The 24,125-nt window shown below is 42.5% G+C and carries 19 protein-coding genes, 6 tRNA genes and 1 pseudogene; 15 read left to right on the forward strand and 11 right to left on the reverse strand.

Annotated features, from left to right (window positions below; translation table 11 throughout):
- Positions 1–111, forward strand: a pseudogene (locus FTV25_RS04050) (IS982 family transposase); the annotation flags it as partial.
- 12 nt (positions 112–123) lie between these two features.
- On the opposite strand, the gene FTV25_RS04055 reads toward FTV25_RS04050, so the two are convergent.
- The 6 genes from FTV25_RS04055 to FTV25_RS04080 all read right to left on the reverse strand — a co-directional run bounded on the left by FTV25_RS04055 (position 124) and on the right by FTV25_RS04080 (position 5,934).
- Complete coding sequence (locus tag FTV25_RS04055; RefSeq protein WP_004782813.1) at positions 124–351, reverse strand: hypothetical protein; 228 nt, start codon at positions 349–351, stop codon at positions 124–126.
- 102 nt (positions 352–453) lie between these two features.
- Positions 454–669 (reverse strand): cold-shock protein, encoded by a 216-nt coding sequence (locus tag FTV25_RS04060; RefSeq protein WP_004782814.1) that lies wholly within the window; start codon positions 667–669, stop codon positions 454–456.
- A gap of 427 nt (positions 670–1,096) precedes the next feature.
- A complete protein-coding gene (locus FTV25_RS04065; RefSeq protein ID WP_180002330.1) occupies positions 1,097–2,797 on the reverse strand; it encodes an NAD-dependent malic enzyme in 1,701 nt (566 codons plus the stop codon).
- 421 nt (positions 2,798–3,218) lie between these two features.
- Positions 3,219–3,309, reverse strand: a tRNA-Ser gene (locus FTV25_RS04070).
- An 87-nt stretch (positions 3,310–3,396) separates the two neighbouring features.
- The gene (locus FTV25_RS04075) at positions 3,397–5,433 is read right to left on the reverse strand and encodes an NADPH-dependent 2,4-dienoyl-CoA reductase (RefSeq protein WP_180002329.1); all 2,037 of its coding nucleotides are present in this window, start codon (positions 5,431–5,433) and stop codon (positions 3,397–3,399) included.
- A 147-nt stretch (positions 5,434–5,580) separates the two neighbouring features.
- Positions 5,581–5,934, reverse strand: a complete 354-nt coding sequence (locus FTV25_RS04080) for a hypothetical protein (RefSeq protein ID WP_004782834.1) — start codon at positions 5,932–5,934, stop codon at positions 5,581–5,583.
- A gap of 245 nt (positions 5,935–6,179) precedes the next feature.
- Here FTV25_RS04080 and argG point away from each other — a divergent pair, with 245 nt between their 5' ends.
- Positions 6,180–7,523 carry an argininosuccinate synthase gene (gene argG, locus FTV25_RS04085; protein WP_005234795.1) on the forward strand — a complete coding sequence of 448 codons (1,344 nt, stop codon included), beginning with the start codon at positions 6,180–6,182 and terminating at the stop codon, positions 7,521–7,523.
- 57 nt (positions 7,524–7,580) lie between these two features.
- On the opposite strand, the gene FTV25_RS04090 is transcribed toward argG, so the two are convergent.
- Positions 7,581–8,852 carry a GGDEF domain-containing protein gene (locus tag FTV25_RS04090; RefSeq protein ID WP_180002328.1) on the reverse strand — a complete coding sequence of 424 codons (1,272 nt, stop codon included), beginning with the start codon at positions 8,850–8,852 and terminating at the stop codon, positions 7,581–7,583.
- A 152-nt stretch (positions 8,853–9,004) separates the two neighbouring features.
- Between FTV25_RS04090 and pyrC the strand changes: the two genes are divergently transcribed.
- The 13 genes from pyrC (at position 9,005) to FTV25_RS04155 (ending at position 18,769) form a co-directional block, all read left to right on the forward strand.
- A complete protein-coding gene (gene pyrC, locus FTV25_RS04095; protein ID WP_180002327.1) occupies positions 9,005–10,039 on the forward strand; it encodes a dihydroorotase in 1,035 nt (344 codons plus the stop codon).
- Entirely contained in the window at positions 10,024–10,683 is a 660-nt protein-coding gene (gene rnt, locus FTV25_RS04100; protein WP_034704922.1) for a ribonuclease T, read from the forward strand. The genes pyrC and rnt overlap by 16 nt, the downstream gene beginning before the upstream one ends.
- Positions 10,684–10,703: 20 nt before the next feature.
- Positions 10,704–10,779 (forward strand) — tRNA-Glu (locus FTV25_RS04105).
- A gap of 161 nt (positions 10,780–10,940) precedes the next feature.
- Positions 10,941–11,096, forward strand: a complete 156-nt coding sequence (locus FTV25_RS04110) for a hypothetical protein (protein ID WP_004782839.1) — start codon at positions 10,941–10,943, stop codon at positions 11,094–11,096.
- A 132-nt stretch (positions 11,097–11,228) separates the two neighbouring features.
- The gene (locus FTV25_RS04115) at positions 11,229–12,659 is read left to right on the forward strand and encodes an amino acid permease (protein ID WP_180002326.1); all 1,431 of its coding nucleotides are present in this window, start codon (positions 11,229–11,231) and stop codon (positions 12,657–12,659) included.
- 210 nt (positions 12,660–12,869) lie between these two features.
- Positions 12,870–12,945: transfer RNA gene (locus FTV25_RS04120), tRNA-Glu, on the forward strand.
- A gap of 109 nt (positions 12,946–13,054) precedes the next feature.
- Positions 13,055–14,467 (forward strand): amino acid permease, encoded by a 1,413-nt coding sequence (locus tag FTV25_RS04125; protein WP_180002325.1) that lies wholly within the window; start codon positions 13,055–13,057, stop codon positions 14,465–14,467.
- Between the two features lie 84 nt (positions 14,468–14,551).
- The gene (locus tag FTV25_RS04130; protein ID WP_180002324.1) at positions 14,552–15,445 is read left to right on the forward strand and encodes an alpha/beta fold hydrolase; all 894 of its coding nucleotides are present in this window, start codon (positions 14,552–14,554) and stop codon (positions 15,443–15,445) included.
- A gap of 248 nt (positions 15,446–15,693) precedes the next feature.
- Positions 15,694–16,605, forward strand: a complete 912-nt coding sequence (locus FTV25_RS04135) for an alpha/beta hydrolase (RefSeq protein WP_180002323.1) — start codon at positions 15,694–15,696, stop codon at positions 16,603–16,605.
- Between the two features lie 131 nt (positions 16,606–16,736).
- Positions 16,737–16,812 (forward strand) — tRNA-Glu (locus FTV25_RS04140).
- Positions 16,813–16,836: 24 nt separating this feature from the next.
- Positions 16,837–16,912, forward strand: a tRNA-Glu gene (locus FTV25_RS04145).
- A gap of 45 nt (positions 16,913–16,957) precedes the next feature.
- Positions 16,958–17,033: transfer RNA gene (locus FTV25_RS04150), tRNA-Glu, on the forward strand.
- Between the two features lie 314 nt (positions 17,034–17,347).
- Complete coding sequence (locus FTV25_RS04155; protein WP_180002322.1) at positions 17,348–18,769, forward strand: iron-containing redox enzyme family protein; 1,422 nt, start codon at positions 17,348–17,350, stop codon at positions 18,767–18,769.
- Positions 18,770–18,835: 66 nt separating this feature from the next.
- Here the strand turns inward: FTV25_RS04155 and FTV25_RS04160 are convergent, their stop codons facing one another.
- The 4 genes from FTV25_RS04160 to FTV25_RS04175 form a co-directional block, all read right to left on the reverse strand.
- Positions 18,836–20,080 (reverse strand): NADH:flavin oxidoreductase/NADH oxidase family protein, encoded by a 1,245-nt coding sequence (locus tag FTV25_RS04160; RefSeq protein WP_180002321.1) that lies wholly within the window; start codon positions 20,078–20,080, stop codon positions 18,836–18,838.
- Between the two features lie 127 nt (positions 20,081–20,207).
- Positions 20,208–21,218, reverse strand: coding sequence for an ABC transporter permease (locus FTV25_RS04165; protein ID WP_166138250.1), 1,011 nt, complete (start codon positions 21,216–21,218; stop codon positions 20,208–20,210).
- Positions 21,218–22,261 carry an ABC transporter permease subunit gene (locus FTV25_RS04170; protein WP_180002320.1) on the reverse strand — a complete coding sequence of 348 codons (1,044 nt, stop codon included), beginning with the start codon at positions 22,259–22,261 and terminating at the stop codon, positions 21,218–21,220. Before FTV25_RS04170 ends, FTV25_RS04165 begins: the two co-directional genes overlap by 1 nt.
- Positions 22,262–22,283: 22 nt before the next feature.
- A complete protein-coding gene (locus FTV25_RS04175; protein WP_180002319.1) occupies positions 22,284–24,116 on the reverse strand; it encodes an extracellular solute-binding protein in 1,833 nt (610 codons plus the stop codon).
- Positions 24,117–24,125: the final 9 nt, after the last annotated feature.

The raw sequence follows: 24,125 nt of genomic DNA on the forward strand, positions 1-24,125 counted from the left end.
AAAGCACGTAGTGTTCATGGATTTCTAGGAGGGATTTACGCGTCCTTGTGTGCATATCAACTGATCCATAAAAATAAGCCAACAATTCAAATTATGAAGTCATCGGCTTAAGCAGGATTCGGGTTAAATAACTTTATGATTTAATTTAAATAATTGATTTAAAGATGTATAAAATGTACGACCGTCTAGATTCAGGTCAACTTCGATTCCTGATTGAAGCAGTACTCTTTTACCTACTTCAATTTCCTTAAAACCTTGACGTGTATTTTGCATTTTATTCAAGGGAATCAAAGAAACAATAATTTCTGTACCATTTTTAGATTTTGCAATTAATTCATTAATTTTTAACAACTTGTATCCTATTTTTATACTTCTTCCAATCTGGAAAAAGCTTTTTAACTTTTATTTCAAACAATAAAAAAGCACTGATGCGTGCTTTTTTATTCTACAGACTTATAGCGCAGTAATATTTACAGCATTTGGGCCTTTTTGACCTTGAACTACGCTGAATTCAACTTGCTGACCTTCCATTAAGGTTTTAAAACCTGAACTAGCAATTTCACTGAAATGAGCAAAAACATCTGGACCAGATTCTTGTTGAATAAAACCGAAACCTTTAGTTTCGTTGAACCACTTTACAGTACCTTTAACAATATTTGAGTTTGACATAATAAAACCTACTAATTTTTAATAATTTTTAGTCATCTGAATGACCAGTTGTAACTTTGAAAATAATAAAGAATGGAACTTAAAATCTGGATAAAACGAAGGATTATGAATAAAACGACGATACTTAAGGAAGATTTTTTGCAACAAGACTTTTTTCTAGTTAAGGCCAGTATACAGGAAGATTTAAAATAATCAAGTTTTCTTATATATATATTTAATTACTTTATAAATATTATTTTATTATTTACAGAATTTTCATTATATTTTATTTAATTTCAACGACTTGATAAAATAAATCCATATTGCTTGAGTGAGTTAAACTTTTACATTTTAGTGTACTTTCGTTTCCTGCAAACAAAGAAGCAGAGAAATAACAATGTCATCGCTCTGCTTTACTTAATTTTAAACTGCCCTTTCCCTAATAATATTAAAAGGTCACACGCTTATATTCCCGGTATTCCGGTATCCAGAAATTCGCATCTATGGCTTTCTGCAGCACCTCAGAACCAACTTTTGGAGCGACGCCATCCTCAACCGCAGCTTGTGCAACCCTTAGAGCAATAATCTTGGAAATATGCTGAATCTGATCCAGATCTGGCAACAAATTGGCGGTTGGGTCTTGAAGTTTTGGAGAGCATTCTGCTAAGGCATTACTTGATGCCATCAGCATATTATCCGTGACTCGTGTAGCGCCTGAAGCAATCACGCCTAGTCCAATTCCCGGGAAAATATAAGAGTTATTACATTGGGAAATAGTATAAATGTGTTCCTGATAATTAACGGGTGCAAATGGGCTACCTGTAGCAATCAGGGCTTTTCCATTGGTCCATTGAATAATATCGGCTGGAACAGCTTCTACGCGAGAAGTAGGATTCGATAAAGGAAAGATGATCGGATGTTCACAATTTTCAGCCATGGTCGTGATTACTTCTTTACTAAATAATCCCGGCTGTCCAGATACCCCAATCAGTACTGTGGGTTTTGCATATTTGATGACATCCAATAGAGAAATAATCTCTTCGGCATTTCCCCATTCAGCAATATTTTCTGGTTCTTGAGCCAGTTTTCTCTGGAAATTTAATAGGTTTGGCTGGTTTTGAGTAATAAGGCCGAAGCGATCCACCATAAAAACCCGCTTACGCGCTTCAGCATCAGTCAGGCCTTCTGCCACCATTTTTGCCACAATCTGTTCAGCGATCCCACAACCGGCTGAACCTGCTCCCAAGAAAGCAATGGTCTGATCTTTTAATTGTTTGTTTGACGCATAGGAAGCCGCAATCAAACTGCCTACTGCCACAGCTGCCGTACCCTGAATATCGTCATTGAAGCAACATATTCGATCTCGATATTTTTCCAGTAAAGGCATGGCATTGTGCTGGGCAAAATCTTCAAATTGAATCAGCGCATCGGGCCATCTTTGCTGAATTGCCTGTATCACCATTTCGACAAATTCATAATATTCATCACCGGTGATACGAGGCTGACGCCATCCCATATAAATCGGATCATTCAACAGCTGCTCGTTGTTCGTGCCTACATCTAAGGTAATTGGTAAGGTATAGGCCGGACTAATGCCTCCGCAGGCCGTATATAAAGCCAGCTTTCCAATCGGAATACCCATTCCGCCAATGCCTTGATCACCTAAACCAAGAATGCGCTCTCCATCCGTAATCACAATCACTTTGACATTTCTTCGATTCACGTTATGCAGGATGTGCTCAATATGATCCCGATCTGGATAAGAAATAAAAACCCCGCGATGACGGCGATAAATCTCGGAAAAATGCTGACATGCTTCTCCTACCGTTGGCGTATAGATGATCGGCATCATTTCGCTTAAGTGATTTTCGATCAAATGATAGAAAAGCGTCTCGTTGGTGTCCTGGATGTTACGTAGGTAAATATGCTTATTGATTGCATCATTGAATGAGCAGTATTGCTGATACGAACGCTGACTTTGCTCCTCAATCGATTCGATCGCTTGGGGCAAAAGTCCATGTAAATTAAAATGAATACGTTCTTCTACAGAGAAAGCTGAGCCTTTATTCAGCAATGGGAGTTCAAGTAATGCAGTGCCTGCGTAGGGAATATAAAGTGGACGTTTAGGATTCAGAGGTTCAGTTGCCATTTTTAACTCGCACTTTAAGATTCGACATAAATAAAAGCCGAAAAGAACAAAAAATTATCCTACTATCCTAGTCGACTTTGCCTTGTTTCAGTCATTCAGCGAATTAATAATGAAAAATGTTCTATTTAATAAACTGATAACAGCAATAAAATAAGCTTTAGATTTTTATATCCTCTTATCAGATAAAAATTTGGATCATACTTTTTTATTTAGGCTTAAGCTAATTGCCTGAGATTAAATTTTAGAAATTAAAGCTATATGCATTCGTTTTTATTCATTCATTTTTTAATAAGAAAATATCTTAGAAATTAGATCAATTAGCTTGTTATCTATCTGCTTTATCTAAAAAATCAGACAATTTCCCACTCAATAAAACTTAGGCAATAAAAAACCCCGATCAATGATCGGGGTTTTCCGTATCTGGCGGAAGCGGTGAGATTCGAACTCACGGAGGGGTATAAGCCCTCGTCGGTTTTCAAGACCGGTGCATTAAACCGCTCTGCCACGCTTCCATGTGCGCAATAATACGGAGCTTTTAGGTGACTGACAAGTGAAAATTACAGTGAATCTCATCAACTGCATATAGTTTCATCAAATCCTTACAATTTTGCTGCCAATTCTGCCCCTTCACGAATTGCACGCTTGGCATCCAGCTCAGCAGCCAGCTTTGCTCCACCAATAATATGGTAATTCGCTAGAGTCTTTTGATCCTCTGAAGGCATAACATCTTTGACTGACTCCTGACCAGCACAAACGACGACCGTATCTACACGCAGCAATTGATCATGCCCATCCACTTCAATCCACAAACCTTCATCCGTAATCGATTTGTAGTGCACACCGCGTAACATGCGCACGCCATGTTTTTTTAATTGGGCACGATGAACCCAGCCCGTGGTTTTACCTAAGCCTGCTCCTAAAGCAGTAGTTTTACGCTGTAATAGATAAATTTCACGTACAGGTGGCTCGACTTCTGCTGGCTGCAGTCCGCCTTCACTTACATAATTTGCATGCAGATCTACACCCCATTCCCGTTTCCATTCATCTACAGGTTGCGGTTGTGGCTGATGCGGTGGCTTTAATAAAAATTCTGATACATCAAAACCAATTCCACCGGCACCAATGACAGCGACACGATCTCCTACTGGTGCGCCGCGCAATACTTCAGCATAAGACAGGACTTGAGGTGCATCACTACCGGTAATTTTCAATTCACGCGGAACAACGCCCGTAGCCACAATGACTTCATCAAAACCTTCGCGTTCCAGTTGCTCCCGATTCACTCGAGTATTTAAACGGACATCTACCCCGGTTTTTTCCAGTTGTACTTTGAAATAGCGAATGGTTTCATGGAATTCTTCTTTGCCTGGAATTACTTTGGCCAGATTAAATTGCCCCCCCACTTCATTAGTGGCTTCAAATAAAGTCACATCATGACCGCGGCTAGCTGCGACTGTAGCTGCGGATAAACCTGCCACTCCACCACCTACCACGGCGATGCCTTTAGGTTTTTTGGTTTTGACATAAACCAGTTCGGTTTCATAGCCGGCACGTGGATTCACCAGACAGGTAGCGCGCTTATTTTTAAAGGTATGATCCAGACAGGCCTGGTTACAGGCGATACAGGTATTAATTTCATCAACACGATTGGTTGCTGTCTTATTTACCCAGAATGCATCTGCCAACAACGGGCGTGCCATTTGCACCATATCTGCCTGACCCGATGCCAAAATCGCTTCAGCCGTTTCTGGCATATTGATCCGGTTCGATGCAATAACTGGAACAGCAACATGCTTTTTGACTTCTGCGGTGTAATCTACAAATGCAGCACGAGGAACAGAAGTGACAATTGTCGGAATACGCGCTTCATGCCAGCCAATACCTGTATTCAGCAAAGTTATTCCAGCCTTCTCTAATGCTTTAGCGACGGTAATCACTTCCTGCATGGTATTTCCATCGTGTACCAAATCTAGCAAGGACAAACGGAAACAGATAATAAATCTTTCACCAATTTCAGCACGAATCGCTTTAACAATTTCCACTGCAAAACGCATGCGGTTTTCAGTTTCTCCGCCCCAGCGATCAGTACGCTGATTGACATGACGGCTTAAAAACTGGTTAATCAAATACCCTTCAGAGCCCATGATTTCCACGCCGTCATAACCCGCTTTTTTAGCCAGTTTTGCAGTTTTAACATAGTCCTGAATCGTATCCAGAATCTGGTTTTCAGACATCTGACGTGGTTTAAAAGGTGAAATTGGCGATTTGATCGGACTGGCAGATACCACAAAAGGCTGATAGCCATAACGTCCGGCATGCAAAATCTGCAACAGAATCTTGGCCCCATGCTTATGCACGGCATGCGTAACCAGTCGATGCGGTGCAACATCGCCCAAGGTATTCATGGTTCCGCCAGCAGGCAATAACCAGCCCTGACGGTTAGGTGAAATCCCGCCAGTAATCAGGAGACCCACACCACCTTTGGCACGTTCACCAAAATAAGCGGCCAGTTTAGGATAATTATAAAAACGATCTTCCAAGCCCGTATGCATTGATCCCATCACCACACGGTTTTTAATCGTGGTGAAACCCAGATGTAATGGTTTTAAAATATTTGCATAGCGCGTCGTTGTCATAAAATATCCCTGATTCTTATTTGGCTAAAAGCTTAAATCTTATCAATGTACTTTAACTGATTTTCAGAGGTTTTTTATGACTATCAGGTCCGCTTTCTCAGGCACAAATACCAATTGTGATATTCATGCCGTACCTGAGTGATGGATTTATTGCTGCCATTGATTTTTACTGGATTTCCATAACGCAATTACTCCGAGTACTGTACCAATAGGAAAACTGAGCAGCATAAGGATCGCCATAATTCTGGACAAGGTGCGTCCTGAACCATTGCCCTGTTTGACCTTGAGACAGGCCTGAATATTCAAAACAATCAGCACAGCCAAAAGCAGCAACACAATACCCAGACTCAACATGGAAATCGTCGACTGCTGATATTCCAGATATAAAAATGCAACCGTACTAAAAACCAGCAAACCGGCATAGATTCCATGCACAATCGATAAGGTTTCATTTTTGGCAGCCGGTTGCAGATTAGGCAAAGGAGGAATATTCGGGCTCATGAGGGCTATCCTGAAGATGTTTTTTCTTAATGATGTTATTGAACCTTCCCAGATTTTCCTATTTTTTAAGCGTTTGTCAAAAATACGGTAATTTTATGATTATCTAAGCCTATTGAATCAAGATTTTGAAACGAGTTTTTCTTTTCTAAAGCAAACCTAAATAAAATAATGATACAATTGACGCAATATGTGTTTTTTCAGGCCACCACTTCTGGCGTGCCTATTTCATATCATTAGGATGAACAATGTCTGATAATGCAACTATCTTGCAGAATGTCCCAGTAGGCAAAAAAGTTGGTATTGCCTTTTCTGGCGGTCTAGATACTTCTGCAGCTCTTTTGTGGATGAAACAAAAAGGCGCTGAACCTTATGCTTATACAGCAAACTTGGGTCAGCCAGACGAAGACGATTACGATGCGATTCCAAAAAAAGCTGAAGCTTATGGCGCAGTAAAAGCACGTTTGATCGACTGCCGTTTACAGCTTGCATTAGAAGGTATTGCTGCAATTCAATGTGGCGCGTTCCACATTTCTACAGGTGGTGTTCCATACTTCAACACGACTCCTCTTGGCCGTGCAGTGACAGGTACCATGCTGGTAACTGCAATGAAAGAAGATGACGTGAACATCTGGGGTGACGGTTCTACTTATAAAGGTAACGACATCGAGCGTTTTTACCGCTACGGTCTGTTGACTAACCCTAACCTGAAAATCTACAAACCTTGGTTAGACCAGACTTTCATTGACGAACTAGGCGGCCGTGCAGAAATGTCACAGTTCCTGATCGACAATGGCTTTGACTACAAAATGTCAAAAGAGAAAGCTTACTCAACTGACTCAAATATGTTGGGTGCGACTCACGAAGCCAAAGATCTTGAATACCTGAATGCCGGTATCAAAATCGTTGATCCAATCATGGGCGTTGCATTCTGGAAAGAAGAAGTTGAAATCAAACCTGAAGAAGTATCGATTACTTTTGAAGAAGGTTTCCCTGTTGCAATCAATGGTCAACGTATCGAAGATCCGGTTGAGTTCATTCTTGAAGCGAACCGTATTGGTGGCCGTCATGGTCTAGGTATGTCGGATCAGATCGAAAACCGTATCATCGAAGCGAAATCTCGTGGTATCTACGAAGCTCCGGGTATGGCCCTTCTTCACATCGCTTATGAACGTCTGGTCACTGGTATTCATAACGAAGACACCATCGAACAATACCGTATCAACGGTCTTCGTTTGGGTCGTCTTCTGTACCAAGGTCGCTGGTTCGATTCTCAAGCATTGATGCTTCGTGAAACTGCACAGCGTTGGGTAGCTAAAGCTATCACTGGTACTGTGACTTTAGAACTGCGTCGTGGTAATGACTACACCATCATGAACACTGAATCTCCTAACCTCACTTATGAAGCTGAGCGTTTGACTATGGAGAAAGGTGATTCTATGTTCTCTCCAGCGGATCGTATCGGTCAGTTGACTATGCGTAATCTGGACATCACAGATACACGTGCAAAACTGGGTATCTATACAGATTCTGGCTTACTTGCAGTAGGTACAGGTTCTGCAGTACCTCAGTTAAAAGACAAAAACAAATAAGTTTGTTTTAACGTCAAAAAAAACCGCTCATCTGAGCGGTTTTTTTATGGATTCGATTTAGGTATTCACGCTGTTCGGGTTTGCGGTGCGGATCGACTGATAATAAATCTGATTCCGTCCTAGCTGTTTGGCTCGATACAACGCCTGATCGGCAATTCCCAATAAGACATCCTTATCAATAAAGTCTTCACCACGATACACAGTGATGCCCAAACTGATGGTGATGTGATCAGCCACACCAGATTTCTCATGCGGAATTTCCAGACGCTCAATCGCATTAAAAATATTAGAAGCCACTGCATAAGCACCATGAGCATCAGTTTCTGGAAGCAGTACCACAAACTCTTCACCACCATAACGGGCCACGAAATCCATATGCCGGATCGCATTTTTAATAGTAAAGGCAATACTGGAAATGACATCGTCCCCTTTTTGATGTCCATAAAAATCGTTATAGTTTTTAAAATGATCCACATCGATAAATAAAATCGCCAAAGCATGCTGATTACGGCGAGAACGTTCAAAGAAGATATCCAGTGTTTCATCGAAAGTTCGTCGATTAGAGATTTTGGTCAGCTCATCATGCTGGCTTAAATGCAATAATTCTGTGGTATGAATCCGCTGAATTTTCTCACTGATTCTGGCCCGCATGGTGTATAGAAAAATCATTCGCTCACGGGCAAAAAGCATATAACTAATCACACATCCCAATAGGCTACTGCCAATTAGAATCCGCCCCAAGACCAGCGCATTAAATTCGATCGATAACACGGATAACAGCCAGACCGTACAAAGTGCAGCAAACAACCCCGTGATTAACATCTGTAAAGGTTTTACTCCGGTCAGAATATAACCCAGAATGTAGATAATAGTGATGATCGCCATCGACTGATGTTGCAAGCTTACTGTTTGAATGGACATGGTCAGATAAGAGGTCGAGACTATCATCCAGAACATTAGCAGCATGGAAGCCTGCGGAAAAAAGTGTTTGATTTTAGGCAGACAGGAGAAGAAATAAAAAGCAAGTAAAGCGAGACTACCATTGATCAGCCCCAGCATGCAGCGCACAAAATCTTGCACGAAATATTGTGAATCGATAATCCAGTAGTCGGTCGGAATCATGACCAGCAGAAAAATAAAATAGGTCAGTACACCTGCCCAGACATACTTTTCGACATGTTTACGTGCCCGCTCCAGGTTTTTGCTCCAGAACTCCTGTTCCAGATTCTGAGGGAAAACCGAGCCTACACGCTGACTTTGCCGTGTGATTAATTCTTCTATTTTTTCTTTTTCATCTTGCAATTTTGCTAGATTGTACTTGTATTCCATTGCCAAGTATTTATGTAATTTTTTTATTAATTTTAAAATATCATACTTTTATAAATTAATTTATAGATATCCCTTATTTTGTATATATTTCTCGTTACCATTTTAGGCATAGATGCATTATCATTTGTTTTATTTCTCCGATTGAATTCGCCTTGAATACGATTACCCTTCTCCAGCCAGACGACTGGCATGCCCACCTGCGTGATGGTCACGCTCTGCAACGCACCGTTCCTGATCTAGCCAAACAGTTTTCCCGCGCCATCTGTATGCCGAACCTTGTTCCACCGGTTAAAACTGTGGAAGAAGCATTAAGCTACCGTGAACGTATTATAGCGCATGTTCCTGAAGGTAGCGATTTTGATCCACGCATGGTGCTGTATTTCACAGATAATACCTCTCCAAGTGAAGTCAAAAAGATTAAAGATTCTGAGCATGTCAATGCTATTAAACTTTACCCTGCTGGCGCAACCACCAACTCGGATAGCGGTGTAAGCGACATTCGTAAAGTATATTCAGTCATTGAACAGCTTGAAGAGCATCAGGTGCCTTTATTGCTGCACGGTGAAGTGACGCATAATCATGTCGATATTTTTGACCGTGAAAAACGTTTCCTTGATGAAGTCTTAGCACCATTACTAAAACAGTTCCCGAAACTGAAACTGGTTCTGGAACACATTACTACCAGCGAGGCAGCTAATTTCGTACTGGAACAGGATCGTAATGTGGCTGCGACTATTACCCCACAGCATTTACTGTTTAACCGTAATGATATGCTGGTTGGTGGGATCAAGCCGCACTTCTATTGTCTGCCAATTTTAAAACGTCAGACGCATCAGCAAACGTTGCTTGAAGTGGCAACGAGCGGTAATCCTAAATTTTTCTTAGGCACCGACAGTGCACCGCACTCAAAAAATGCCAAAGAAAATGCGTGTGGCTGCGCAGGATGCTATAGTGCTCCGACTGCAATTGAGTTATATGCTCAGGCCTTTGATCAAGTAGGTAAAATCGACCGCCTAGAAGGTTTTGCCAGCCACTTTGGTGCAGATTTCTACGGCCTCCCACGTAATACCAAAACCATTACGCTGGTCAAAGAAGATCAAGTTATTCCTGAAAGTCTAGACTACTTGGATGGTGAACAAATCGTTCCGCTATATGCAGGAAAAACCATTCAATGGAGAAAAATGTGACAAATGAAACTCTTCCAGTCATTGGTCAGCGTTTCCGTGGATTTTTGCCTGTTGTTGTCGATGTTGAAACAGCAGGCTTTAATGCACAGACTGATGCCTTGTTAGAAATTGCGGCCATTCCTATTGTTTATAATGAAGATGGCCAGTTTGTGCCCGGTGAAGCTTACCACGCACATATCAATCCTTTCGAAGGTGCCAACCTGGATCGCCGCTCTTTGGAATTTATCGGGATTGACCCGTCAAATCCGATGCGGATCGCAATGGCTGAAGATGAAAAAACCGCGTTAAAACGTATTTTTAAATCGGTCAATGAAGTGCGTCGTCAGCAAAATTGTACGCATGCCGTTTTGGTCGGTCACAATGCGCATTTTGATTTGGGCTTTGTACAGGCAGCAATTGCCCGTACCGGAACCAAAAACCAGAATCCGTTTCACAGTTTTTCTGTGTTTGATACCGTGACTTTAAGTGCGGTGATGTTTGGTCAAACGGTTCTGGCTAAATCTTGTATTCAGGCCGGTATTGAGTTTGATGGCAAAGAAGCACACTCTGCGTTATACGATACGCAAAAGACTGCGGAACTGTTTTGCTATATTTTAAACAAACTCGCACCTCACCTGCTTGACACTTTGGTGGCGGATCAATAAGATACCGCCATCTTCTAAACGTCCCTATCGTCTAGAGGCCTAGGACATCGCCCTTTCACGGCGGTAACCGGGGTTCGAATCCCCGTAGGGACGCCATCTTATTTATCCCCTTCTTCTTTCATTTTTTCCAAGAAAACTCTTTTTCTTATTATTGCTTTCAATACTATTGTTATAAATTTCGCATGACTGAGTTTGGTGCCCTTTCTCGTTTGCTTAGGCTATAATCAAGTTGATGTTAGGTTTTGATCAATTTTCCCATGCTAAAGAAAATCCTGCTTGTTTTACTTATTCTGGCACCTTCAGCGCTTTATATTTATGTGATCAGTCGCGATGATAAAACTGCTGAGAACCGAGCAGAAACTACGCCTGCTGAAAAAACACCGACTGAGCAATACCAGACTCCCGATCACTAGTTTTTAAGAGGCTTTGCAAATATTTATTTTTTAAATTAAAAGAAGAACTTTATGAGGAAATTCCAATTTATGTGATATTTCACATAATTAAAACTAAAATACTTTTTTTAAATCTCTCCTTTTAATTGAGCTATGCAATCTCCCTCTCCACCTTCACAGCATTCGTCTGTTGAGGGTCAAACTCCGTCGTTAAAACGTGCCATGGGCACACGTCATCTGATCATGCTTTCCCTTGGTGGCGCAATTGGTACCGGCCTGTTTATGGGTTCCGGTGAAGTGATTTCACAAGCTGGACCTTTGGGCGCAGTACTTGCCTATATTATTGGTGGCTTGATTGCCTATATGGTAATGCTCTGTCTTGGTGAACTGGCCGTACATTTACCCGTGTCTGGTTCCTTTGGTGCCTTTGCAACCCATTATATTGGACCGGGTACAGGCTATATGGTGTCCTGGATGTACTGGCTGGGCTGGTCAGCCACCTTGGGTACCGAATTTACTGCCGCTGCGATTCTGATGCAGGAATGGTTTCCCCAAACTTCGATCTGGTTATGGACATTGATCTTTGCTGCAGGTGTACTGCTCTCCAATTTAAGCTCAACCCGTACCTTTGCCGAATCAGAATTCTGGCTATCACTGGTTAAAGTTGCGACTGTACTGATTTTCATTATTCTGGGCTTTGGCTGTATCTTTGGCTTTATTCCATTTCAAGGTTATGAATCTGCGCCACTGTTCAATAATTTGACTGAACATGGCTGGCTGCCAAATGGTTTAATTCCGTTATTCACCACATTACTAATCGTGAACTTTGCCTTCAATGGTACCGAGATGATCGGGATCGCAGCCGGTGAAACCGAGAATCCAGAAAAGAATGTCCCTAAAGCAATTCATGCTGCGGTATGGCGTCTAATAATTTTCTTTGTCGGTACCATCATCGTCATCAGTTCCTTGCTAACTTATACTGATGCCGGTTTACAGGTCGGTGGTCATGGGGGCTTAAGCAGCAGTCCGTTTGTATCCGTGTTTACCCAGATGGGTATTCCTTATGCCGAAGATTTCATCCGTTTCGTAATTATCACTGCACTGCTGTCGACTGCAAACTCTGGCCTTTATGCAGCTTCACGTATGATGTGGGCATTGTCTTCACAAAACCAGTTACCGCGACTATTTGCCAAAGTCAGCAAATCCGGCGTGCCTTATGTAGCAGTTTGGGTCACCATGATTGGCGGCTTGCCTGGTCTGCTCTCTGAACAATTTGGTGCAGATGTCATCTTTAAAAACCTGATGGGCGTGGCCGCTTTTACCATGGTGATTGTCTGGATGAGTATCTGCTGGAGCCAGTTTAATTTCCGTCGCCAATGGCTGAAGTCTGGTCATAGCGTCTCTGAACTAAAATTCCGTACACCTTGGTTCCCCTTAGTTCCCACTCTAGGTTTTGTAACTTGTACTGCAACCGGTCTGAGTATGGCAGCTGACCCTGAAATGCTCTCTGGTTTTATTGGCTGTTTATTGTTTATGGCTGCATGTTATGCAAGTTATTACTGGCTTTATCATCAAAAAGCTTAAGTTCTAAACTTTTGAACTGAAATAATTTCTTTAATAAACCCAATTCCGATTGGGTTTATTTTTTCATATCAGGTAAATCCGTTCAGAAAATAATATCTTAATAAAATAAAGTTTTTGTTTTGCCTAATGTTTAAACTGTTAAATACATTTTAGTAAAAACTCTTTTGACAAAGTCCGGCTTAGTCCTTAATATAGCCATCACCTCGCAACGTCCCTATCGTCTAGAGGCCTAGGACATCGCCCTTTCACGGCGGTAACCGGGGTTCGAATCCCCGTAGGGACGCCATTATCTGATCGCTCACGATCAAGTCTTATACATAATCCATATTAATACGTTGCAGATTTGTAGTTTTTCACTACAATAACCCGCTTCATTCTTTTATTTTTTGACTCCTATGCACTCATCTCCGAATGATGCTACGCATCAGGGCAATTCTGCGCCTTTAAAACGCGCTATGAGTACTCGACATCTGGTCATGATTTCGCTTGGTGGCGCAATCGGAACAGGCCTATTTTTAGGGTCGGGTGAAGTCATTGCACAAACGGGGCCTGTAGGTGCCATTCTTGCTTATCTCCTTGGCGGGATCATCGCTTACATGGTTATGCTATGTCTGGGTGAACTTGCCGTTCATATGCCCGAATCGGGCTCATTTGGCGCCTATGCCAAACGCTATATTGGACCAGGGACTGGCTACACCATTACCTGGCTATACTGGCTGACCTGGTCAGTAACTCTGGGAACTGAATTTACCGCTGCAGCCTTATTAATGCAGGAATGGTTCCCAGATAGCTCCATGTGGATGTGGACATTGATTTTTGGTGCTTTCGTATTCGCACTGAATATGATTTCCACTCGCTGGTTTGCAGAGTCCGAGTTCTGGCTGGCACTGGTGAAAGTCATTACTGTCGTAACCTTTATCCTGCTTGGCCTACTCGCTATTTTTGGTGTAGTAAGCTACCAAGGACAGGAAACTGCTCCGCTATTCAGTAACCTGACAGCTCAAGGCTGGTTCCCAGAAGGTCTGTTCCCAATCTTCACCACCATGCTGATTGTAAACTTTGCTTTCTCTGGAACTGAATTGATTGGTGTGGCTGCGGGTGAAACAAAAGATCCGGCCAAAAATGTACCGAAAGCGATTAATACTGCAATTTTCCGCTTACTGATTTTCTTTGTAGGTACGATTATTGTGGTAACTTCCCTTCTTCCGCATCAGGAAGCAGGTCTGGCAGCTGAAGGTGTCAGTAGCAGTCCATTCGTGACAGTATTCCAGCATATCGGTATTCCTTATGCTGAAGATATTATCCGCTTTGTGATTATCACAGCATTACTATCTGCTGCTAACTCAGGTCTATTTGCTGCATCCCGTATGATGTGGTCATTGTCTTACAGTAAACAGTTACCAGCGGTATTTTCACGCCTAAATGCGCGTGGTGTACCTTATATTGCAGTCATTGTCACCATGATTGGCGGTATGCCTGGTTTGCTGTCTGAACAGTTCGCACCGGAAACTATCTTCACTAACTTGCTAGGTATTGCAGCATTTACCATGGTAGTGGTCTGGATGAGCATCTGTCTCAGCATGTTCAACTTCCGCCGTGAATGGTACAAACAGGGTAAAACAGCGAAGGATCTTGATTTTGCTGCGCCATTATTCCCGATCGTACCGATTCTGGGTTTTCTGTTTTGTCTGATTACCTGTATCAGTATGGTGTTTGATCCGAGCATGCGTATCAGTTTCTTTGGCTGTCTGGTATTTATTGCACTGTGCTATGCCAGCTACTACAAGTTCTATCACAAAAATGCTTAAACATTAAAATGACTAAAAGAGCAGCTTCGGCTGCTCTTTTTTATTTATACTGAAAATGTTCTAGGCAGCCAGCGTGGTGTGTCGATGAAAATTATTTATATTCATGGCATGAATAAGCAGAAATTTAGCTCTGCGTCCCTGCGTCAACGTTGGCTGAGTTTGCTAAAACATGGTCTGGAACAGTCGCATCAACAAACACGTTTTGCCTACCTCAAACGGCATATCCGTATCCCTTTTTATGGCGACTTACTGTCACGTCATCATTTACATAATGTGCTAAATGCCAGTACATTGATGCCGCAAGACTGGCCTCGCTTTCCTTTCCAGTCTCCAGTTAAATCCCAGCCACCACCACCCCATCTCAATCAATATTCACCTGAAATTTGTGAAATTCCCGAGCTAAAGGTTGAGGATGCCATGACCTTTAACCAGAAGCTGCAGTTTATTAGTACATTAAGCCGGAATACTCTATTACGGGATTTTGTGATCTTACTGAATCATTTCCCTCGCCTGCATGATACGCTGATCAAAAAATTTCTGATTGAAACCTATTCTTATCTGGCAAATTCCACATTCATGCAGCAGGTGCATCAGCGAATTGGCCAGCAACTGCATGGCGATAAACCCTGTATCCTGATGGCTCATTCTTTAGGAAGTGTGATTGCCTATCATTATCTGCTTTTGCACCCGGAACTGAATGTACAGCGTTTTATCAGCATGGGATCACCAATGGCTTTCCGGGTCATTCAGGAACATTTGCCCCAGCCTGTTCATCGGCCAAAAGCTATTAAAGGTGACTGGATTAATTTTTATTGCAGTGATGACTTTTTAACTGCCTTTCCATTATCAGAACCGCCTTTTCAGTTTCAGCCAGCGATTATTAATCAGGAGATTCGTACTTCAATTTATCATCCGCATGATATTGATGGCTATGTCCAGCATCCAGAAGTCATCGAAGCCCTGCTAGAATTACTCTAAAAAGCATCTTAATTTACAGATTTAATTTTACTATTTCCTTTGCATTATTTTTCTGCTGAGTAAAATTCTTTATTCATACCTACTCATTTTGTGGTTTATTTATGACTCTTTTATAAATATACATATGTCTGTTAATTATTGTTTTATCAAAGATAATTTACACATTAACACCACAAAAAGCGCTGCTTTTGCTACGTTAATATTTTCTATACTGTAAATATAATTCTATCGAACTCAGTGGGGTGTCGATGAAAGTTATTTTTATTCATGGAATGAATCAGCAACATCATAGCGCTGCCTCCATCCGGCAGCGCTGGCTACATATACTTCAAAAAGGGATGCGCAAACATCAACAAGATGCCAGATTTAGTTATTTAAAACGTCACATTCGTATTCCATTTTATGGCGATCTGCTTTCACGTTATAACGTCCGCAATATTCTAGAAGCCGGCACCCTGATGCCACAGGAATGGCCTAGCTTTCCTTTTCGTAAGCCTGCTCAGCCTCAGCTTCCAGCCCCTGTTCCACGTCCTGGTTGGCGTAGGCCCACAATTACCGATTTCGCCCAACCCAGTTCAAGTGACACCATGGATTTCAGGCAGAAATTCAATTATTTTACCGCCCTCGGCAGGAATGTGGCGCTTCGGGATTTTGCCTTATTACTCAATTATTTTCCCACTCTGCATCGCACTCTGTTGCAGAGATTTCTGATTGAAACTTATCTTTATCTCGATAACCCTGATTTCATGAGGAAAGTGCATGAACGGATTGCCCGACAACTGAGTGGTCGCAAACCCTGCATTGTCATTGCCCATTCTTTAGGAAGTGTGATTGCCTATAATCATCTTATCCAGCACCCTGAACTGAATGTACAGCGTTTTATTACTTTAGGTTCACCATTAGCCTTTCAGGTGATTCAATCCAGCTTGGCACAGCCGGTGGTACGACCTAAGGCAATTAAAGGCGACTGGATCAATTTCTACTCAACGGATGATTATCTCACCGCCATTCCGCTTACCGAACCGCCATTCAAGTTTGAACCTGAAATCATCAATCATGGCATTCGTACGCATATTCACCGTCCACATGATATTACTGGCTATTTACTGCATCCGCAGGTTGTTGAAGCCATTCTGGAATTGCTTAAAAATCCGGCCTAAATCCTGCATTTTTCAAGTATTCTGCTAATATTGTTTTAAATTTATGCACTCAAAAGAAAATTTCCAAAAAACTCTGGAAAAGCGTTTGACACCCCCCTGTTTTCACCCTAATATACGCCCACCTCTGAAACGTCCCTATCGTCTAGAGGCCTAGGACATCGCCCTTTCACGGCGGTAACCGGGGTTCGAATCCCCGTAGGGACGCCAATTTCAGAAGTAATATTTTATTAAGTCCCTATCGTCTAGAGGCCTAGGACATCGCCCTTTCACGGCGGTAACCGGGGTTCGAATCCCCGTAGGGACGCCATTACTTCAAATCCAAAGTTCTGGTTTAAAATATCACTTCTACACTGTCCCTATCGTCTAGAGGCCTAGGACATCGCCCTTTCACGGCGGTAACCGGGGTTCGAATCCCCGTAGGGACGCCATATTCGAGATAGTTAATTTAATTAACTTCTCATAAAAAAGCCCAAGCATGATGACTTGGGCTTTTTTATTATTTGTTTTTTTGCTTGTTCCTTCATTCCTGTTTTTAACGTTTGATCAAATTGTCTCGATTGCAATTTTATTTGTTTATAAATAATTCATTCAAAAATCTTATTCTTTTACATTTCTCTTCAACTCGTTATCCATTCATTTTCATTTACAGCAATCGCACTATAAATCCGAACAAAAAATCAACACCGGTGGTATAAGCATGCCGTTAAGGTAGAAAGCATAATATATCTGCAAGGATCAGATTATGTTCGTCAGTACAAAGTTAAGTTCGCCTGAATCATCTATTAAAAATCATAATCATCAATTTAATAACTTTAAAGATTGGGTCAACTTCTTTCAAGATCAACAGATTTCGACGGCAGTAAAGACCGAACAGGCTGAGAACTATTTAAGAGATTTAATCCAGCAAGTTGATGTGGCTGGGCTGGAATGGCTGGATCAACCCAGACATGTAGAGCAACATTTTCTGGAACAGCACCACCAAACCTGCGCAATCTTCCAGTCCTATGTAGAGCGGCGTAGACAGCAGCAAGGACGTGAATACTTCCCGACTGTGTCACATGCATTTGAGTTCCTGGCCAAAGTCGCACCTGTAAAACTGGTAGACGGCTCATGGCTGTATTCAACTGTGCAAAACTGGAACCGTCCGGAAACCAAAGACCTGATTTATATCTATCTGGAAGAACTAGGCATGGGTCATACCCGTGCCAATCATGTCACCATGTATCAGGATTTGCTGAATCATTATGAGCTGAACAGCTATGCTGAGCAACTGGATGCCAGCTATTATGAACAAGCAGCCGTGCAGCTGGCTTTGGCCTATGCGCCGCCAGAATATCTGCCGTTAGTAATTGGTTTCAATCTGGGTTATGAGCAGCTGCCCTTACACCTGTTAATTACCAATTATGAGCTGTCTGAACTCGGTATTGATCCACATTATTTCAATGTACACATTACCATTGATAATGCTCACAACGGTCATGCACAAAAATCGCTGCAAGCCTATTTTGATCAGTATGCACTCGCTGAAGATCCTGCCCAGTATCTAGACCTGATTAAAAAAGGTTATGTGCTGAATGACATTGGTAAAAGTTCTTCCCAGATCATCAAGCAACTGGATACTGAAAAACTGGCTTTGAAAGTATTTCAGAACAAAGCGCTGATTGGACAATATATCCATAACCAGAAATGCCAGTTTAGTGGCAAGACCATTAATGAGTGGTTATCCGATCCGGCACAGATTGCAGACTTCTTGAAAGTCATGATTGAAAAAGGCTGGATTGTAAAAGATGCACCTGTAGAACAAAGCCGGTTCTGGAAAATGATTGATGATCCAGATGGCAAAATGTTTGGTGTATTTAATGCGACTGAAAAACAGATTATTAAAGACTGGATTCAAGGTGAGACTTTTGCCGCTCGTCTGTCATCACGTAGCAGATCTCAAGTTCATAACCAGATGGAACCGGTATTGAACCGTATTGACCAGCAACAGATCCATCAGCTGAAAAGCCGTCTGAATCGCTGCGCTGCTGCCGAACAAAAGATTGATTTATTGATTCCTTACGTGGCACCGCATATGCATCATCAGGAAGTGGGCTTGTGGGCAACACGTCAGCTTTCTCAGTTGCTCTTCCCTTTTCAGACTCAAGCCATGACTTATTCTTAAAAAGGTCATTCATAAAAAAACAGGGCATTTTATATGCCCTGTTTTTGCTTCAATGCATTATACAAATTAAGCCGATTTACGTGAATTGATCTGACCTTTAATCACAGCTTTCACATTACCTTTTACGTAATTTAAAAATACCTTTAAAGGCGACAGTTTTGGATTTGGTCGATTACCTTTGGCAATTTCTTTAAATTGTGCGGCATACCAGATGATTTCCATAATCGCCATTTTATCGATCATTGGAATACCGGTTTTAATTTTCTCAACTGCATAACGTACATCCTGTCCAGCCACCAGACGGTTACCCAGATCAGGCTCGACCGCAAATGGACGTGCAATACCGACAAAATCACATGCGCCGCTGTCAAGGGCTGCATTCATACCCACTGCGGTACGGAAGCCCCCCGTCACCATTAAATAACAATTAACTTCCTGACGGATCTTTTCGGCAAAATCGAGGAAATAGGCTTCGCGGGCAACCGTTGATGCTTTACGTTTCTCTGCTTTTACTCCGGCCATTGCAGGTGCTTCATAGGTTCCGCCAGAAACTTCAATCATATCGATCCCGACTGCATCCACCGCCTTAAAGACATAAATAACGTCTTCTTCACTAATGCCACCGCGCTGAAAGTCTGCCGAGTTTAATTTCACTGAAATGATAAAATTCTCTGAAGTTGCTGCACGCACTGCCTTATAAGCCTCTAGCAAGAATCGGCTGCGGTTTTCAATACTGCCACCCCACTGGTCTTGACGTTTATTGGTCAGGGGCGATAAAAACTGGCTAATTAGATAACCATGCGCCCCATGTAACTGCACGCCTTCAAATCCCGCCTTTTCGCAAATGGCAGCTGAAGTCGCAAAGCGCTGGATAATATCTAAAATTTCATCTTCACGCAGTTCACGTGGCGTACCGAAACTCATCGCCAGTGCCGGACTAAAAAGCACAGCTGAAGGCGCTACGGTTTCTTTATTCAAGCCTTTCGGGCACTGACGTCCAGGATGAGACAACTGTACCAGTTGCACCATGCCATGACGTTTGCCGACATTCGCCCAAGCTTTTAACTTTTCCAGATCACGTTCAGTTTCTACCACGACCACACCCGGTTCATTCTTGGCACGAAAATCCACCATGACATTACCCGTAATCGCACAGCCTAAACCGCCTTTGGCCCACGCCTCATACAACTTTAAATGGGCCTGATTGGGTTGGCCTGCATCATTGGCCAATGCCTCACTCATGGCACCTTTAATGATACGGTTTTTAAATTGGGTATTACGGATCTGGATGGAATCGGCCAATTGTGTCATGTACTTTCCTGAAATGTTTATCTTATTTTGTATGTGTTATAACCTAACTTGCCATAATTGACAATTCATATTGTCAAATGGATACAAATTTTATTTGTAGATATTAAGTCAGTCTTAAAAAATCATTTTAAATTTTGGGATCGAAAGCATCCCGGATGGCTTCACCGATATAGATGAGTAAAGACAAGACAATGGCTAAAGTCAGAAACCCGGATAAAGCCAACCACGGCGCATTGAGATTATTTTTACCCTGCAGTAATAATTCACCTAGAGAAGCGGTTTCGGGTGGCAAACCATAACCTAAAAAGTCCAGTGCAGTTAGTGCGCTAATATTGGCAGTCAGCATAAAAGGTAGTTGTGACAGGCTGGAACCCATCACATTGGGTAAAATATGCCTGAACATGATCCGGCCATGCCCTGCACCAATACTTTTCGCTGCCCAGACATATTCCAGATTTCTGGCCCGTAAAAATTCAGCGCGCACCATCGACACCAGTGTTGTCCAGCCAAAAAATAGCATGATCACAAATAGCCAGTAAATATTCGGACTAAACACACTGACCAGAATCATGACCATAAACAGCATCGGCAGGCTGCTCCAGACCTCAAGTGCACGTTGCCCGATCAGGTCAATCCAGCCACCATAATAGCCTTGAACTGCACCGACCAGCACACCTAATCCTGCCGACAGCAAAGTCAGTGCAAAGCCAAACAGCAAGGAAATACGCAAGCCATATAGAATCCGTGCCAGCACATCCCGTCCCTGATCATCTGTTCCTAGCCAATTTTGCCTGCTTGGAGGTGAAGGTACTGGAATATCGAGTGCCAAATTGGGTGTGTCATAGCCGAAGCGGATCACCGGCCAGATTGCCCAGCCTTTGGCATTAATCAGCTGCTGTACCGCAGGATCCTGATACTCGGCTTCAGTTTCAAAGACACCCCCAAAAGTCGTTTCAGGATATGACTTTATTACTGGCAGATAATAGGAGTCCTCATACTTGATCAGTAAAGGCTTATCGTTAGCGATCAGCTCAGCACCAAGTGACAAGATAAAAATAATGACAAAGGCAATGCAGCAGGCAAATCCGGTTTTATTATTTTTAAAACGTTGCAGGCTGGCGCGTAGCATTGGTGACATTATTTCAATCCTCGCGAATCGAAATGAATCCGGGGATCAATTACCCGATACAGCACATCACTGATCAAACGTAGCACCAAGCCCAATAAGGTAAAAATAAACAAGGTTCCAAAAATGACCGGATAATCCCGCTGCAGAATCGCTTCAAATCCCAGCATGCCCAAACCATCCAGATTAAAGATGATTTCAATAAACAGGTTCCCGACAAATAAAATACCGAGCAAAGCTTCTGGCAATCCAGCGATCAACACCAGCACTGCATTGCGCAGTACATGCCGATAGAGTACTGCCCTTTCCTGTAGTCCCTTCGCTTTTGCTGCCAGTACATAGTGTTTACTGAGTTCTTCCATAAAGGAAAATTTCACCAGATAAGTCAGCCGTGCAAAACCACCTAGCACCATGGCCAGTAGCGGCAAAGCCATATGCCAGAAATAATCCTGAATTTTTTCAAAGAAAGATAATTCATCAAAATTTTCCGAGCTTAACCCTTGTAAAGGAAACCATTGCAGATAGGAACCACCTGCAAAAAATACAATCAGCAAAATGGCAAAGATAAAGGCTGGAATGGCATAGCCCACAGCCAGCAGCAAAGACGTCGTTTGATCAAACAGGCTGCCATGCTTTTTGGCTTTCTGGATGCCAAGAGGAATAGAGACCAGATAAATGAGCAAGGTACTCCAGAAACCTAAAGACAGTGAAACTGGCAATTTTTCCCAGATCAGTTCAGTCACAGCTTGACCTTTAAAAAAACTCTGGCCTAAATCGAACTGGGCATAGCTTTTCAACATTTCCCAGAAACGTAAATGAACCGGTTGATCAAATCCATACTGAATTTTGATCTGCTCCAGCATTTCGGGCGTCAGGCCTTGCTGTCCCTGATACTGCAAGCCACCGATCGCCAAATTATTTGCATGCTGTGGCTGATAGATGGCCTGTTCCACTGGACCACCCGGCGCAAGCTGAATCACTACAAAATTGATCAGTAGAACCATCAATAATGTCGGAATCATAAGAAGCAAACGTTTGACGATATAAGTGCTCATGGCACTCCCCGAAGCTGGAAATCTAGCGATATTTTAAGTATGGTGCCACTTTTCTGGCTTTAGCTGCATCCACCCACCAGTAATCAATACCCGCAGAAAGCTTGGGCTTGATTTTAGGCTGCTGATACATATTCCAGTAAGCATACCAGTATTCACCCGTACCATAGGTCGGAATATGATAATAACCGGCTCGCAATAAACGGTCTAAAGCTCGGGTACTATAAATCAGCTGCTCACGACTTTGTGCCTGAACTACCTGATCAATCACCCGATCAATCACCGGATTTTGAATACCGGCATAATTATAATTGCCAGGCTGACGTGCCGCCTGACTGCCCCAAAACTGTTTCTGTTCCTGCCCCGGTGTCAGCGATTGCGGCATAGTATCCACAATCATATCAAACTGATAATTTCTTAGTCGCTCATAATACTGAGCCGTTTCCACCATCCGAATGTGAGCCTGAATTCCTAAACGTTTCAAATGGCGTAAATAAGGCATCAGATGACGCTGCTGTTCAGCCTGATGCAACAGAAATTCAATCTGTACAGGTTGACCTTGAGCAGTCACCAGTTTCCCCTGCTGATAACGGTAACCGGCATTCAATAAAATTTGTCGCGCCTGTAATAAATTTTTGCGGTTAAACCCGGAGGCATCTGATTGCGGATAATGCCAATCCTGTAATACCGCCTGACGTTGCACCGGATGCAATTTAGATAAATTTGGCTGTAATATTTCCAGCTCCTGAGCACTCGGCTTGCCTGTAGATGCCAGTTCACTATTACTAAAAAAGCTGTTCAGACGCTGATATTCTCCATGAAACAAGGCTTTATTTAGCCATTCAAAATCATAGGCCAGAGTTAAAGCTTGCCGGAAGCGGATATCAGCAAAGGGCTGACGTCGCGTATTAAAAATCAGGCTTTGGGTTGGAATCGGATTGTGATGGAGAAAACGATAGGTTTTGATTTGGCCTTGCTGTACCGCAGGAAACCGATAATCACTTACCCAGCGGTTGACCTGTTTTTCTTCATGCAGCGTAAACTGGCCAGATTTAAATGCCTCAAACTTGATTTCCGGACTACGGTAATAGCGATACTGTATGCGATCAAAATTATAACGGCCGCGATTGACCAGCAGGTCTTTACCCCAATAATGCGGATTACGTTTATAGGAAATACTGCGTCCTGCATCAATACGTTCAATCACATAGGGCCCAGAACCCAAGATCGGTTTCAGGTTAATGTCCTTAAAGTTGCGCTTTTGCCACTCCTGCTGAGAATAGATCGGCATTTGCGTCACAATCATCGCCATTTCCGGATTATGGCGAGATTTAAAACTAATCTTAACTTTTGAAGGTGACAGGACTTCGGTTTTTTTAATATCTGCCAGATACATCTGCAAGCCGAAATTAGACTGGGTCTGGTACAGATCAAAACTGTATTTCACATCCTTAGCCGTCACTGGCTGACCATTACTGAATCTGGCTTTAGGATTTAAATGGAAAATAATATAAGCGGTCTGCTTTGGGTCAAAACTGACTTTCTCCGCCAGCAAAGGATAATAGACGCCGGGTTCATCCAGGGATTTTGACATGAGGCTGTCAAAAATATAATTAACCCCTTCAGTGACATTCCCCTTACCATTCATACTGTTCAGATTATCAAAACTGCCATCGGCTGCTTGAATCAGGACACCACCTTTGGGCGCTTGCGGATTGGCATAAGGCAGAGATTTAGCCTGTGCATATTTGGGTACACTATGCAGTGCAATATAAGGCGTCGTAATGACTGCTGCCCCGCTGGAACTGATGATCCAGGGGGCAGCAAGAATCCATAAGATATGGACGGGATTAAACAATTTCACGAT

Source organism: Acinetobacter sp. YH12249 (genome assembly GCF_013417475.1).
Taxonomy (GTDB): Bacteria; Pseudomonadota; Gammaproteobacteria; order Pseudomonadales; family Moraxellaceae; genus Acinetobacter.

What these genes read in the sequence shown, in the direction of transcription:
- FTV25_RS04060 (WP_004782814.1), bottom strand. Translation starts at nt 669, where the DNA reads ATGTCAAACTCAAATATTGTTAAAGGTACTGTAAAGTGGTTCAACGAA.
- FTV25_RS04065 (WP_180002330.1), bottom strand. Translation starts at nt 2,797, where the DNA reads ATGGCAACTGAACCTCTGAATCCTAAACGTCCACTTTATATTCCCTAC.
- FTV25_RS04075 (WP_180002329.1), bottom strand. Translation starts at nt 5,433, where the DNA reads ATGACAACGACGCGCTATGCAAATATTTTAAAACCATTACATCTGGGT.
- FTV25_RS04080 (WP_004782834.1), bottom strand. Translation starts at nt 5,934, where the DNA reads ATGAGCCCGAATATTCCTCCTTTGCCTAATCTGCAACCGGCTGCCAAA.
- argG (WP_005234795.1), top strand. Translation starts at nt 6,180, where the DNA reads ATGTCTGATAATGCAACTATCTTGCAGAATGTCCCAGTAGGCAAAAAA.
- FTV25_RS04090 (WP_180002328.1), bottom strand. Translation starts at nt 8,852, where the DNA reads ATGGAATACAAGTACAATCTAGCAAAATTGCAAGATGAAAAAGAAAAA.
- rnt (WP_034704922.1), top strand. Translation starts at nt 10,024, where the DNA reads ATGGAGAAAAATGTGACAAATGAAACTCTTCCAGTCATTGGTCAGCGT.
- FTV25_RS04110 (WP_004782839.1), top strand. Translation starts at nt 10,941, where the DNA reads ATGCTAAAGAAAATCCTGCTTGTTTTACTTATTCTGGCACCTTCAGCG.
- FTV25_RS04115 (WP_180002326.1), top strand. Translation starts at nt 11,229, where the DNA reads ATGCAATCTCCCTCTCCACCTTCACAGCATTCGTCTGTTGAGGGTCAA.
- FTV25_RS04125 (WP_180002325.1), top strand. Translation starts at nt 13,055, where the DNA reads ATGCACTCATCTCCGAATGATGCTACGCATCAGGGCAATTCTGCGCCT.
- FTV25_RS04130 (WP_180002324.1), top strand. Translation starts at nt 14,552, where the DNA reads ATGAAAATTATTTATATTCATGGCATGAATAAGCAGAAATTTAGCTCT.
- FTV25_RS04135 (WP_180002323.1), top strand. Translation starts at nt 15,694, where the DNA reads ATGAAAGTTATTTTTATTCATGGAATGAATCAGCAACATCATAGCGCT.
- FTV25_RS04155 (WP_180002322.1), top strand. Translation starts at nt 17,348, where the DNA reads ATGTTCGTCAGTACAAAGTTAAGTTCGCCTGAATCATCTATTAAAAAT.
- FTV25_RS04160 (WP_180002321.1), bottom strand. Translation starts at nt 20,080, where the DNA reads ATGACACAATTGGCCGATTCCATCCAGATCCGTAATACCCAATTTAAA.
- FTV25_RS04165 (WP_166138250.1), bottom strand. Translation starts at nt 21,218, where the DNA reads ATGTCACCAATGCTACGCGCCAGCCTGCAACGTTTTAAAAATAATAAA.
- FTV25_RS04170 (WP_180002320.1), bottom strand. Translation starts at nt 22,261, where the DNA reads ATGAGCACTTATATCGTCAAACGTTTGCTTCTTATGATTCCGACATTA.